This window comes from Desulfoplanes formicivorans, assembly GCF_001748225.1.
GTDB classification, from domain to species: domain Bacteria; phylum Desulfobacterota; class Desulfovibrionia; order Desulfovibrionales; family Desulfomicrobiaceae; genus Desulfoplanes; species Desulfoplanes formicivorans.
Map to the genome: position 1 here is coordinate 255,211 of NZ_BDFE01000015.1, position 14,006 is coordinate 269,216.

General features: G+C 56.1%; 11 protein-coding genes. 2 read left to right on the top strand and 9 right to left on the bottom strand.

The window, feature by feature from the left end; translation table 11 throughout:
• Positions 1-71: 71 nt before the first annotated feature.
• Genes DPF_RS06105 through DPF_RS06125 form a run of 5 tightly spaced genes read right to left on the bottom strand, consistent with a single transcriptional unit; the run spans position 72 to position 5,978 of the window.
• Positions 72-1,184, bottom strand: coding sequence for an ABC transporter permease (locus DPF_RS06105; RefSeq protein ID WP_176724183.1), 1,113 nt, complete (start codon positions 1,182-1,184; stop codon positions 72-74).
• Between the two features lie 2 nt (positions 1,185-1,186).
• Positions 1,187-2,323, bottom strand: coding sequence for an ABC transporter permease (locus DPF_RS06110; protein ID WP_069858076.1), 1,137 nt, complete (start codon positions 2,321-2,323; stop codon positions 1,187-1,189).
• Complete coding sequence (locus DPF_RS06115) at positions 2,320-4,302, bottom strand: ATP-binding cassette domain-containing protein (RefSeq protein ID WP_069858078.1); 1,983 nt, start codon at positions 4,300-4,302, stop codon at positions 2,320-2,322. Before DPF_RS06115 ends, DPF_RS06110 begins: the two co-directional genes overlap by 4 nt.
• Before the next feature lies 1 nt (position 4,303).
• Positions 4,304-5,344: an HlyD family secretion protein gene (locus DPF_RS06120; protein ID WP_176724184.1), complete on the bottom strand. Its 1,041-nt coding sequence runs from the start codon at positions 5,342-5,344 to the stop codon at positions 4,304-4,306.
• 1 nt (position 5,345) lies between these two features.
• On the bottom strand, positions 5,346-5,978 hold the full coding sequence (locus DPF_RS06125; RefSeq protein ID WP_069858082.1) for a TetR/AcrR family transcriptional regulator: 633 nt from the start codon (positions 5,976-5,978) through the stop codon (positions 5,346-5,348).
• Positions 5,979-6,187: 209 nt separating this feature from the next.
• Between DPF_RS06125 and DPF_RS06130 the strand changes: the two genes are divergently transcribed.
• Positions 6,188-6,532, top strand: a complete 345-nt coding sequence (locus tag DPF_RS06130; protein WP_069858084.1) for an MGMT family protein — start codon at positions 6,188-6,190, stop codon at positions 6,530-6,532.
• Positions 6,533-6,647: 115 nt separating this feature from the next.
• Here DPF_RS06130 and DPF_RS14370 read toward each other — a convergent pair whose 3' ends face one another.
• The gene (locus DPF_RS14370) at positions 6,648-6,776 is read right to left on the bottom strand and encodes a hypothetical protein (RefSeq protein WP_269433410.1); all 129 of its coding nucleotides are present in this window, start codon (positions 6,774-6,776) and stop codon (positions 6,648-6,650) included.
• A gap of 101 nt (positions 6,777-6,877) precedes the next feature.
• Between DPF_RS14370 and DPF_RS06135 the strand changes: the two genes are divergently transcribed.
• A complete protein-coding gene (locus DPF_RS06135) occupies positions 6,878-8,023 on the top strand; it encodes an iron-containing alcohol dehydrogenase (protein ID WP_069858086.1) in 1,146 nt (381 codons plus the stop codon).
• Between the two features lie 189 nt (positions 8,024-8,212).
• On the opposite strand, the gene hpsH is transcribed toward DPF_RS06135, so the two are convergent.
• From hpsH to DPF_RS06150, 3 genes are all read right to left on the bottom strand, one after another.
• Entirely contained in the window at positions 8,213-9,178 is a 966-nt protein-coding gene (gene hpsH, locus DPF_RS06140) for a (2S)-3-sulfopropanediol dehydratase activating enzyme (protein ID WP_069858088.1), read from the bottom strand.
• 74 nt (positions 9,179-9,252) lie between these two features.
• The gene (gene hpsG, locus DPF_RS06145; RefSeq protein ID WP_069858090.1) at positions 9,253-11,733 is read right to left on the bottom strand and encodes a (2S)-3-sulfopropanediol dehydratase; all 2,481 of its coding nucleotides are present in this window, start codon (positions 11,731-11,733) and stop codon (positions 9,253-9,255) included.
• 400 nt (positions 11,734-12,133) lie between these two features.
• Positions 12,134-14,005, bottom strand: a complete 1,872-nt coding sequence (locus DPF_RS06150) for a TRAP transporter large permease (protein ID WP_069858092.1) — start codon at positions 14,003-14,005, stop codon at positions 12,134-12,136.
• Between the last annotated feature and the right edge of the window lies 1 nt (position 14,006).

The window sequence follows — 14,006 nt, forward strand, 5'->3', positions numbered from 1 at the left end:
CTGGTGCAAAAAGGTCTGTTTCTCCCCGGGCGACCTTCGTGCCCCCAGCGTGCATGGATCATTTCTCCTCGCTATCCCAATGTCTTGGAAAACCGCACCCGGGCCAACCCGAGAAAACACAGGGCCAGCCCCCATTGCCAGGCAATGGGGCCGGCAAGTTCGCGGATGCCCACGCCCTTGAGGACCACCCCGCGCAGGATCTCCATATACCAGCGCATGGGATTGATCACGGTCAGATACTGAACGGGCTCGGGCATGTTACGCACCGGGTACATGAACCCGCTTAACAGCACCAGGGGCATGAGCACGAAGAAACCGGTCAAAAGGGCCTGCTGCTGGGTTCGGGCCGAAGTGCTGATGAACAGGGCAATGCCGATGTTGGCCGCCAGATAGACCCCGGTCATCAGGTAGAGCAGGGGAATGCTTCCCTTGATGTTCACCTGGAAAATGACATGGGCCATGCCGAACATGAGCGTCATGAGCAGGTAGCCCACCAAAAGATAGGGCAGGGACTTGCCCAGGATGAACTCCAGCTTGCCAATGGGGGTGACCATAATCTGGTCGATGGTGCCGATTTCCTTTTCCCGGACAATGGCAATGCTCGTAAGCACGATTCCGGACACCGCCAGCATGACCGCAATGAGTCCGGGTACAAAATAGAAGGTGCTCTCCATGTTGGGGTTGTACCAGGCCCTGGTTGCCAAGCTGATGGTGCCGGCTCCTGAATCCGGATTGTTTGCCGCGTTCAGACGCTGGTTGAACCTCTCGACAATGCTGCGGGCATACCCGGCAACCACCGAGGCGGTGTTGGAATCCGAACCGTCTGTCAGCACCTGGACCATGCCGGTTCTTCCTGCGGCCATGTTCTGGCCAAATCCCGGCAGGATGCGGATCCCGGCCCGGATGCGCCCCTGATCGAACAACCGGATCATCTCCTCCGGGCTCGTTGGTCTGGCTGTGACACGGAAATGGTTGGAAGAGGTGAACGCCCGTACAAGCTCCCGGGAACGCACGCTCTCGTCCCCGTCAAGAACGGCCGTGGCGATACGAGTGACGTCCGTGGTCAGGGCAAAGGCAAAAACAAGCATCTGCATGCAGGGGAGCACCACGATGATCATCCGCATGCGTACATCCCTGAACATCTGCAGAAATTCCTTGACGAGCATGTTCTTCATTCGTCGCATGATCACTCCAGGACAAGGCGCATCTTTGCATGAGCCCATACGATCATGAGCACCATGTACACGGCAAGAAGAACCGCATTAACCAACAGGATTTCCAGACCGATTCCCTTGAGATAGATCCCCCGGAGAATGGCGATGAGGTAACGTGCGGGAAGGATGTAACTCAATTTCTGGATGAGCCAGGGCATGTCCGCAATGGCGAACATGAACCCCGAAAGCATGATTGAGGGCATGAAGCTGGAGAGCAGGGCGATCTGATTGGCCAGCACCTGGGATTTGGTCACAATGGAAATCATCAGTCCGTAAAACAGGGTACCGATGAGAAAAATGGAGGCCAGACCAAAAACCAGTCCCGTGGAACCCCGCAGGGGCACGTCAAACAACACGTACCCGAGACCCACGGAAAGGGCCACATCAACCATGCCGATGACAAAATAGGGAATAACCTTGCCCAGAAGCAGCTCGGGAACCCGAATGGGTGTAGCCAGGAGCTGTTCCATGGTCCCGGTTTCCCACTCCCGGGCAATGGTCACCGAAGTGAGCATGGACGCAATGACCACCATGACAATGGCCACAATCCCGGGAATGATCCCGTTCTGACTGCGCAGGTCCTGATTGTACAGGGTCCTTGGCCGAAGATCCACCAACGCGCTGTTCCCGCTGATATGGCGGCCCTGCATCCTCATGGCCTTGACCTGCAGGGAAAAGGAAGCCCCGATAGCGGACACGTAATTCATGGCCAGCCGGGCCGAATTGGCATCACTCCCGTCCACCAGCACCTGGATGGACGTGTCTTTTCCCGCAAGAAGACAGCGGGCAAAATCATCGGGAATGACCAGACCAACCAGAATGTCCCCCCGGTCCAAACCTTGCTCCATCTCCTTGTAATCGTTCGTAAACCGGGTGATCTCAAAATAGGGTGACCCCTGAAACAGGCTGATGAATTCCCGGCTCTGGGGTGTTTGGGAACGGTCCAGGACCATGGTCGGCACGTTCTTCAGATCCAGAGACAGGGCATAGCCAAAGAGAAGAATAAGCAGCAGGGGAATGGCCACGGCCATGACCAGACTCCTCCAGTCCCTGATCACATGGAGAAACTCCTTGCGCGCCACAGCGGCCAACCGGGAGATGCTGATCATGTCCCCTGCTCCTGATTTCTGTCCGTCTCCTCGATAAGGGAAACAAACACGTCCTCCATGGACGGGGTGATCCGTTCCAGGGAGTATGCAAGGTGACGCTGACGCGTCATGAGAGCGTCAACGTCACGTCTGATGGCCTGTTCATCCCAGCCCACCAGATGCAGCCCCGCACCAAACAGGGCCACATCGCGAACCGTTGGCAGATTGGCCAGATCGTCCATGAGCTCCTGGGGTTTCTCACAGGCCAGATGCAAAAGAACGTCGTGCATCCGTCCGGTCTTGAGCTCAGCCGGAGTGCCCAAAGCAATCATGGCCCCCTTGTAAATGAGGGCGATGCGATCGCAATACTCGGCCTCTTCCATGTAATGGGTGGTCACGAACACGGTCACCCCGGACTCGGCCATGGAGGTGATCAGATCCCAGAACATGCGCCGGGACAAGGGATCCACGCCACTGGTAGGTTCGTCCAGAAAAAGAATGGGCGGCTCGTGGAGCACGGCACAGGCCATGGCCAGACGCTGCTTCCACCCGGCCGCAAGGGTTGCGGTAAGACTTGCTTCCCGTCCTTCAAGCCCGGCCATGCTCACGGCCCACTTGCGTCGCATGGCCAGATGATCGCCAGAAAGCCCGTAGATTCCCCCGTAAAAATCAATGTTTTCCGCCACAGTAAGATCATCGTACAGGGAAAACTTCTGACTCATGTAGCCGATGTGCATTTTGATCTTTTCGGGATCCCGGGCAATATCCAGTCCCAGAACACGGCCTGTGCCCGAACTGGGAACAAGCAGGCCGCAGAGCATCTTGATGGTGGTGGATTTGCCAGCGCCATTGGGACCAAGAAAGCCGAAGATCTCCCCCCGGGGAACCGTGAAGCTGACGTTGTTGACCGCAGTAAAGGTCCCGAAGCGCCGGGTCAGATGGTCAACAACCACTGCGGGCTCATGTTGAAGGAGCCCCTTGCTGGTGGGGGAAACCGCAGGTGGTTGGGGTGTCTGCGAATCAGGAGCCGCTCCCGGCATACGTTCGCCATCGGCCTCCCCGGAAGTGCCCTCACCCCTGAGCAGTTCCACGAACACGTCTTCCAGTCCCGGACTGAGCTCGGTAATGTCCTCAAAGGGAATATGGTCACGGGCAAGGAGGGAACGGATGCGTTTTTCGGTTTCCTGTACATTGGCGCACACCGCATGCACACGGTCGCCAAAAACCTCCACCCCGGATATGCCGGGAACACCCTTCATGATATTGCGCAACGCACGGGCGTTGGGCGAACGCACGGCCACCACATGGCCCGGGAGCAGGGAACGCACCTGTCCCGGGGTTCCCGTGGCCATGAACGACCCGTGATGCAGAAGGCCGATGCGCGAACAGCGCTCGGCCTCGTCCAGATAGGAAGTGGACACAAGGATGGCCACCTGATCGGCAAGGAGGCGGTACAAAATGCGCCAGAAATCCCGGCGGCTCACAGGATCAACCCCGTTGGTGGGTTCGTCCAGAAGAAGAACCTTGGGCGTGTGAATAAGGGCGCAGACCAGTTGCAGTTTCTGCTTCATCCCCCCGGAAAGGTTGCCTGCCTGCCGCCTGGTAAACGGGGTCATGTTGCTGAAATCAAGGAGCTCGTGGATGCGCTTTGCCCGTCCCCGCTTGGGCTCTCCGTACAAATCAGCATAAAAATCAATATTTTCCTGTACCGTAAGATCCGGATACAGGCCAAAACGCTGACTCATGTAGGCCAGCCGGTCCTTGACCGCGTCAGGCCTGGCCTGGGTATCAAACCCGGCCACCGTGGCGGTTCCCTCGTCCTGGGCAAGGATGGTTGCCAGCAGACGCAGGGTGGTGGTCTTGCCCGCCCCGTCAGGCCCCACCAGCCCGAAAACCTCCCCGGGCATGATAGTAAAACTCAGGTTGTCCACGGCCCGGACCTGGCCAAAGGTCTTGGTCAGATTCCGGACATCAATGGCAGGTTGCAGGGAAGGGTTCATCTCATTGCCCGGGATTGAGCGGGATGTGGACCCTGGCCGGCATGCCCGCCTTGAGGAGTCCTTGGGGATTGTCCACATACACCTTGATCCGATAGACCAGTTTGATCCGTTCCTCAGGAGTCTGAACTGTCTTGGGCGTAAACTCGGCCTCGTCGGCAATAAACCCCACCTGGCCCGTGAAACGTGTGTCCCCAAGACCGTCCACGCTCACCTTGACCGAATCTCCCTGCTTGACCCGGACCAGCTGGGGTTCGGGCACAAAGGCGCGCACAAAGACCCGGGAAAGATCAGCCATGGTCAGTACCACGGACCCTGCTCCGAGATATTCCCCGGGTTCGGCCACCTTGGTCAGCACCGTACCGGCAAACGGGGCGTACAACCGGGTATACGAAAGCCGCAACCGGGCCTGCTTGACTTCCTGCTCGGCAGCAGCAAGCACCGCCCTGGCCTTGTCAATATCCCCGGAACGAAATCCTTCGCGCACAAGATCCAGATGGGCCCGGGCACTGCGCACGCTGGCCCTGTACTCGTCCACCCGTTTCTGAGCCGTGACAAACGCGGTCCGGGCCCTGTCAAACTCCTGCTTGCTGATCACGGCATCGTTGTACAAGGTCTGAAATCGCTTGAAATCCATCCGGGCCAGATCAAGGTCGGCCGTGGCCCGATTCAACCCTGCCCGAGCCTTGGCAACCGCTTGTTCCGCCTCACGGATCTGCTGCTTCCGATTGCCCTGCAACAGATCGTCAAGGGCAGCCTGGGCCCGGGTTTTCTCGGCAAGGGCCCGGGCAAGGGCGGTCTTTTCATCCCCGTCATCAAGCTCGGCCAGAAGCTCGCCCTGACTGACCAGATCTCCCTCATCCTTGAACCTGGCAATCAATCGACCGGGGATGCGAAATCCCAGGGACGATTCCGTGACCTCCACATTGCCGTTGAGCACCAGTTCGGTTTGCGGGTTGGCCTTTCGTTCGAAAACATACCATCCTGCACCCCCAGCAAGACCAAGGACAAGGATGATCAGCACCATTTTGATGGGTGTGGACACGTCAATCCTCCTTCCGGCTTGGAACATCCCGATCCACAAAAAGTTCGAGAAGAAGATCCTTCATCAACTCCAAGGAGACGTCCTTTTCGGTTCCTTGTGGGATGTTGGCAGCCAGCCGCATGGCCACAGATCCCGAAAGGGACGTGAAAAACAGGGAGCCGATAATCATAAGATGCGCCAGCAGGGGCGAAACACCGCCCTGCTGCACCATGGGAAGCGCGGACAAGGTGGTCAGGCTTGTTTGCAGTACCCGGGCAATCCCGGCAAGGACATCGGGTGACAGGTGTTCTCCTCCCGAGGCCAGCTCGTGCAGCAAAAGGGGAGGCATGTCGCCATGTTCGGCAAAGATGGCGGCCAACGTTTCCACCAGAATCCGTGCTCGATCCCGGGGAATGGGGACTGCATGCAACCGTTGTTCGAGAACCTCGGCTATATGGCAGAAATATCCGACCAGCACGCGCTCGTAGACCCTGGCCTTGTTGCCGATTCGATAGTAGATGGTGGCCTTGTTCACCCCGGCCGCCCGGGCGATCTCATCCATGCTCGTACCTGCGTAGCCACGAAGGGCGAATATCCTGGCTGCGGGTTCAAGAATGGAGCGTTCATTGGGAGAATGATGGGTAAAGGGATGCATGATTAACCATGTGGTTCAACTTTAAGGTTGAACTAAACGGTTAAAAAGGTACTTCCATTCTGTCAAGGGAGGGACACGTTTTTTTGCCGTTGTTTGATGCTTGACCTTGCATCCGGACACGTCCGACAAGGAACTCGCCTGATCGCGTCCGTCTTGTTCCAAACGCCTTGCCATCAGGTGCACTCGCACACTCCAGCCCCTGTGACACCATGACCAAACATCCCTTTACCGCCAAAGCCATCCAGTGCATCAGGGCCATCCCTCCCGGCAAGGTGGCCACCTACGGACAAATAGCGACCATGGCCGGCAATCCCCGGGGAGCCAGACAGGTCGCACGGATTCTTCATGCCTGCTCCCAAAGGGAACAACTGCCCTGGCACCGGGTGGTCAATCGGGAAGGCCGCATTGCCCTGGGACGATTTCAGGGAAAAAAGGACCAGCAACGATTTTTGGAAAGGGAAGGGGTGGTGTTCGACCCCACCGGACGGATCGACCTCAAACGATTCCTGTGGCGGCCCGAACAACCGTTTCATCATGGATGCGAACCTGCCTGACAAATCACCTGCAGGAGAGTTCAGAAGGTGTTTGTGCCCCTTGCGCGCCAGAACGATGCAGAAAGATGCGTTGATCGCAACGGAATGACCGTGTCAGTGATAAAAAAACATCAAATCAGATGATTGCGAATAAACGTCGAACTTCATCCACCCTTTGGGCCATGCGAAGCTGCATGCCCACCAAAAAATGCATCCCAATACGGTCATCCCTCTGGCTTTTGGCGATTTCGTGTGTATAATGCATACGCGCCTCCATGGCAGAACAGGAAGAGACACCGTCCAAGACATCTGCCCGGGAAGTGACGGAACAGACACGAACCACCAACCACCAACAGGAGTCAAACCATGAACGGATTCGACTATTATATCCCCACAAAAATTCTTTTTGGACCCGGAAAACTCAATCAGCTGGCCACGGAAAAACTGCCGGGCACCAAGGCCCTGATAGTCATTTCCAGCGGAACCTCCATGCACAAATTCGGGTACCTGGAACGCGTGCAGAACCTCCTTGCCAAGCAGGGCATTGAATCCGTGGTCTTCAACAAGATCCTGCCCAATCCCATCAAGGAACACGTGAATGAAGGAGCTGCAATGGCCCGGGAAAACGGATGTGATTTCGTCATTGGCCTGGGAGGCGGTTCGTCCATTGATGCGGCCAAATCCATAGCCATCATGACCGTGAACCCCGGGGATTACTGGGACTACATTCATGGTGGCAGCGGCGGGGGCAAACCCGTTACCAACGGCGCCCTGCCCATTGTGGCCATCACCACCACCGCAGGTACCGGCACCGAAGTCGATCCCTGGACCGTTATCACCAACAAGCACGAAAAGATCGGATTCGGCGATCCCTCCTGCACCTTTCCAGTTCTGGCGGTTGTGGATCCGGAACTCATGGTGTCGGTTCCCCCCCGCCTGACCGCCTATCAGGGCTTTGACGCCTTTTTCCATGCGGCCGAAGGGGTCATGGCCAATGTGGCCAATCCCATAAGCGATCTGTATGCGCTGGAAAGCATCAGGCTGTTGACCACCTATCTTCCCCGCGCGGTCAAGGATGGCAGCGACATGGAAGCCCGGGGGTATGTGGCCCTGGCCAACACCCTGTCGGGCATGGTTGAATCCACTTCAAGCTGTATTTCCGAGCATTCCCTGGAACATGCCTTGAGTGCCCTGCATCCCGAACTCCCCCATGGGGCCGGCCTGATCATGCTCTCGGAAGCCTATTTCCGCCACTTTGCCGACAAGATTCCCGAAAAGTTTCAGAAGATAGCCACGGCCATGGGCAGTGACAACGCCGTGGACGCTCTGATCAATCTTCAGGAGGCCTGCGGAGTACGCGATCTGAAGATGTCCGATTTCGGCATCACCGAGGATGAACTTCCTCAAGCAGCTCAAATTGCACGTACAACCATGGGCTTTCTCTACTCCCTGGACCCGGTTCCCCTGTCGGATGCAGATGCCGAGGCCATCTTGCGGGCCTCCTTCAAATAAGCAAGACACACCGATCACAACAAACCGTGATGCACGGACAGATCGGTGCCACCATCCGCTTCTGCCAGGCATCATGCACATACAGCAAAGCCCCTCTTGAAGGTTCAAGAGGGGCTTTGCTGTATGAAGATGCAGTACGTATAACGCAATCATCAGGTAAAGGACGGTATATACAAAACACTAGCCATATCAGCAGGCACTGGTGTCATCTCCCTTATGCCACATGCCGTTCTTGTAGCGTTCTTCCAACTCCTTGATGGCCACCACAAGCTCGTCATCCAGCTTCACGATATCGGCATAGGGATAGACCTTGCCCAGGTTGGTGTACTTGGGCTGACCCATGCGGTGAAAGGGCAGGGCTTCATACTCGCATTTTTCCCCTGGCAGACCATCCACAAAATCAATGATGGCCCGGATGTCTTCCACCGTGTCATTGAAGCCGGGAATAACCGGAGTGCGGACCCTGATCTTCTTGTTGGGATAGGCTTCCTTGATGCGCTTGAGATTGTCCCGGATCTGCTTGCCGCTCCATCCGGTTTTCTCCTTGTGCTTGGCATCATCCAGGGATTTGATGTCAAAAAGGATGTGATCCAGATAGGGCAGGCACGATTCAATCACGTCCCAGGGGGCCTGGCCGCAGGTTTCAACGGCCGTGTGGATCCGTCGATGCTTGGCCTCCCGCAAAAGGGCAAGGGCAAACTCGGGCTGGGCAAAGGGTTCGCCTCCCGAAAGGGTCATGCCCCCGCCGGAACGGGCATAGAAACGCTCGTCTTCCTCAACCCGCTTGAGCACCGTATCCACGCTCTGCTCCTGGCCGTACACAATGATGGCGTTGCCAGGACAGACATCGGCCAAAAACAATTCGTTTTTGATCAGATCATGATCAATATCCACCTTGCCGTCTTCGGCCATGGTGATGGCACCGCTGGTGCAGCGTTCCAGACAGAACCGGCACTTGTCAGCTCCAATGCAGTTGTTCCGGTTATAGGCCAGCTGGGGTTTGAAATCCTGGGATTCGGGGTTGGAACACCAGGCACAATGAAGAGGACATCCCTTCATGAAGACAATAGTTCTGATGCCCGGTCCATCATGCACAGAATATTTCTGAACACTGAACACGGTCCCGGTCGTTTTTCTATCCACAATCGAGCTCATTGTATTTCCCCTTATCCCTGAGAAAAAAGTGAAAGGGGGCAGGGTATGTGCCCCTGCCCCCTTTGAATGGTACCTTACATGACATCGTGGGCGGTACGGGCGATCAGATCATCCTGGAGATCCTTGGACAGGTCGCAGAAGTAGGCGGAATAGCCGGCAATACGCACAATCAGGTTGCGGTACTGCTCGGGATTCTTCTGGGCCTTGATCAGGGTCTCGGCATTGATCACGTTGAACTGGATATGCCACAGGCGCAGATCACAGTAGGCTCGGATGAAGTCAACCATCTTCTGGGTACCTTCCTCGCCTTCCAGACACTTGGGAGTGAACTTGATGTTCACCAGACGGGCGGCCCGTTCACGATGGTTGAAGTTCTTGGTGGTGTAGTTGGACATGAGGATGGCGGTAGGACCATTCTTGTCGGCACCATGGGAAGCCGAGGAACCATCGGACAGGGGGTACCAGGCTACACGGCCATTGGGAGTGGCAGAGACCACACGGCCAAAGGGAACGTGCGAGGTAAAGGGCACATACCGGACATCCAGATGCACGCCCAGCTCATCCTGGTACTTCTCGGCAAATTCAACGCTCAGGGCATCAACATATTTACCGAGCTCATCGGCATAAGGATCATTGTTGCCATAGCAGGGAGCGGTCTTGAGCAGGGCCTGCACATCCTCATGACCCTTGAAGTCGGCCTTGCAGGCTTCAATGACCTGCTTCATGGTCAGCTTCTTGTCCTCGAAAACCAGCTTCTTGATGGCCGCCAGGGAGTCGATGACGGTTCCGTATCCAATGACCTCAAAGTAACCAAGATCAATGCCTTCGGGCACATCGGGCTGGTGGATGTCCACACAATGCTTGCGGCAAAGGGCGTGCATGGCATCAGCCAGAGGTGCGGCAAAATGATTCTTGCGCAGGTCGATGACCCGGGCTTGCTGGGCAAAGGCGTGCTTGAGCAGATTTCTGTGCTGAATGGTGTAGGCGTTCAGGAATTCATCAAAGGTCTTGAATTCGCAGGGATCGCCTGTGGCCGGAGCAAGCTGCTCGTCGCCGTATTTGAGCATCTTGCCGTTGTACATGACCATCTCGAGGGCCGCGGCAAAGTTGATGTACGGGCAACCCGAGGTGTAGGTGTCGCGGTTGGGCATGCGGATCTCGGCACATCCGGAGATGGAGTAGTCGTAGATCTCCTCGAACTTGGCACCCTTGGCCAGATGCAGGGGAATGACTTCCTCGTCGTTGATCAGCTTGGGGAAACCGGAACCTTCCTTGATGGTCTCGGCGATCTCGGCCAGAAACCGCTGGGGCGCACGGGCGTGGATACGGGCAGCCAGGTCCGGATAATGGTGCGGAAATTCACGCTTGGAGCGCAGAAACAGGTAGGAAAGTTCGTTGGTGGCATCCAGGCCATCCTTGGTCTGGCCGCCAATGGTCACGGCTTCCCAATGGGCATAGCCTTCATTGAAGTCACCGCCCTGGGGAGAAATGTACAGATCAATGAACTGGGCCATGCCTACAAACATGCACTCGATCAGTTCCATGGCCTTGATCTCGTCCATGCGGCCTTCTTCCACGTCCTTTTTGTAGTAGGGGTAGAAGTACTGATCCATGCGGCCGTTGGAAACAATGGTTCCAGTCTTCTGCTCCAGACGGGAGAACATCTGGGTGAACCACTGGGACTGGACAGCCTCGTGAAAGGTCTCGGCAGGATGCTCGGGAACCTTGCGGCAGATTCTGGCCATTTCCAGAAGCTCGGCCTTGCGGGTTTCGTCCTTTTCCTCGGCAGCCTTTTTCTCGGCCAGATCAGCATGGCGGTTGGCCCAGAGGATAATGGCGTCACAAACCGTGATGATGGCTTCGATAAAGGGCTTCTTCTCGGTGTTGTCCTTGGGAGAGAAGGGATCCAGGGCATCCAGCTTTTCCTGCATTTCTGCACGGATGCCACCGAAACCACGCTTCAGGACGACTTCGTAATCGTGTACCCACTGGAGGCAGGAACGAAAGGAAGAAGTTTCGTTGACAATGTAGCGGGAATGAAGACCGTCGGCATCGTCATAGGTCAGGGCATGGGTCTCGGGCCCAAAGGCCTTGTTCAGATCTTCATGATATGTCTTGCCCTTCCAGTAAGGAGCGATCTCATTGATGATGATATCGGCATCTTCCTGGGTCAGGGTAAAGGGAGAATTTTCCCGGTTGGGCAATTCCTTGACTGCCATGCCCAGAAAATCACCATCCAACTCGGGATACAGGATGCCGTAACGACCTTGGGCACCGGCGCGACCACAGAGCAGGTTATCGTCATCAATATACACAGTGATGTTCTTGGCGATATTGTACAAGGCCTTGGCCCAACGCAGGGTCAGGTGCTGGCCTTCGGTTTCCTTCATTGATTGAGTGAAGTACAGAGCACGTTCAACATCAATGGAAGGTGTCTGGTTTTCGATGGTTTCAAGAATTTTGAAAACGCGTTTGTGGGTTTCACGGTAGGGATTATCAAGACCTTTGATCTTGTTCTCCAGCATCTGTTCCTGGTGTGAAAGGCAGCATTCCATCCGTCTGTCTCCTATTGAATGTTGGTGTGTCAGTAAGCTGCAGTCCTTGTTGCGGACCAGTTAGTCCCCATAAAGCATAGCTTGTGCCAAGAAAGACAAACAGGTACAACACGCTGAAATGAAACAACTTATTGTCTCTGCGTGCAAAAACAGCCTGCAAGGACGGCCACCTGCTGCCTGGTGCAGATACGCATCAAAACCGTGGGCAATCGATGCGTGGCAAAGCATACAAGGGGAAAACGAAAATGGTGCCATTTTGCATCGGTCTGTTTGGCGATGCAAAATGGCACCATACTTCTTCCAGAGGCCATTCCCGTTCATGAGGTCTTGACCGCGCCCCCCCAAAAAAGTCCCCGGCAACACATGGCTGCCGGGGACTTTGGGTGTCAGGGAGGGAAGTCTACCCGTCAATCAGACACAGGGATATGGCGGGAATGTAGGTGATGGCCAAGAGGACCAGAATCATCAGGGCCAGAATGGGCACAATTTGTTTGGAGATATCACCCAGTTTGACCCGGGCAACGCCAGCGGCCACGAACAGGTTCACGCCCACCGGCGGGGTGACAAACCCGATGGCCAGGTTGACGACCATGATGATACCGAAATGGATGGGGTCAACCCCGACCTTGAGCACGATGGGCAGCAGGATGGGCACCAGAATGACAATGGCGGCCAGGGCTTCCATAAAGGTACCGATGAACAGCAGCAGCACATTGATGAGCAGGAGAATGACGATCTTGCTGTTGGTCAGGCCGAGGATGAAATTGGCAATGGCCGTGGGTATCTGTTCAATGGTCATGACATTGCCGAAGACCTTGGCCATGGCCATGAGGATGATGACAATGGCCGAGGTGGAGCAGACATCCATGAAGGTCTTGACCAGATTCTGGCGATTGAGCCCCTTGTACACGAACAGCCCGACAATCAGACCGTAGAATGCAGCCACGGCTGCAGCCTCGGTGGGGGTCATCAACCCACCATAGATACCCCCGAGCACGATGACCGGGACCATAAGGGCCAGCTTGGCATTCCAGAAAGCCTTGAACACGGACTTTATGGAACGATCCTTTTCCTCACCCATCCAGCCTTTCTTTTTGGAATAGACATAGCTGAAGCCCATGAGCACCAGGCCCGTAAGGAGGCCGGGCACGATACCGGCGATGAACAGGTTGCCGATGGAGGCCTGGGCGGCAACACCGTAGATGACAAAGGGGTTGCTGGGCGGAATCATGACCCCGATGGCACCGGCTGCGGCAACAACGGCACAGGAAAAGAACTTGTCATAGCCGCGTTCGATCATGGCCGGAATGGTCAGGGAGCCAATGGCGGCCACGGTGGCTGGTCCGGAACCGGAAATGGCGGCAAAAAACATGCAGGTGGCAATGGTTGCCAGGGCCATGCCTCCGGGTAGGGGGCCAAGAAGCTCGTCAGCCAGGTTCAAAAGACGGGTGGATAACCCTCCGGCACCCATGAAGATACCTGCAGCAATGAAAAAGGGAATGGCCATGATGGGAAAACTGTCAATGGAGGTGAACGCGGTCTGGGCAATGTAGGCCACAGGAAGCGTACCCGAAACAGTTACCGTCACCAGGGCGGCCAGCCCCAGGCTGATGCCGATGGGCACACCAATGGCAATGAACACCAAAAAGTAGCCGAAAAGCAGGGCAGGCGCACTGAACTTCACACCAATGAGCACAGGAGTGAAGAGCACGGCCGTGATGAGCACGGCAAGCAGGGAATCGTTCAGGCCGGTCTTTTGGTATTGCTGGTAGATATCCTGGCCCAGACGCAGGCACATGAGGGCAAACCCTATGGGCAAAATGGCATAGGGAATGGCATAGGAGATATTCAGGCCAGGAGCGATCTGCGGATAGTCGGTGAGGATTCTGAGCTTGTCGGCACCCAGAAAGGTCACGGCCACAGCCAGAACCAGAAAGCAGAGATCATTGACGATCCAGAAAATGCCCTGCCACCGCTCGGAAAGACGGTCAAAAAGGATGTCCACCCGGATGTTTTCCCGGTTCTTGATGGCCAGGGGAATGGCCAGATAGGAAATCCAAATGAAGATGAACCGGGCCAGTTCTTCGGACCAGGCCCCGGCACTGGCACTGCCGGTGAGTTTTGCAAGGATGTACCTGGACAGGGTCTGCCAGGTGATGATGAAGATGATGGCCAGAAGTCCGACAAACAGAAAGGGCTTTTCAAGATTTTCGTCCAGCCAGCCCCAAAAGCCCCTGGTTTTGTGGGCGGGATCCAGTATATGTGCAAGCATG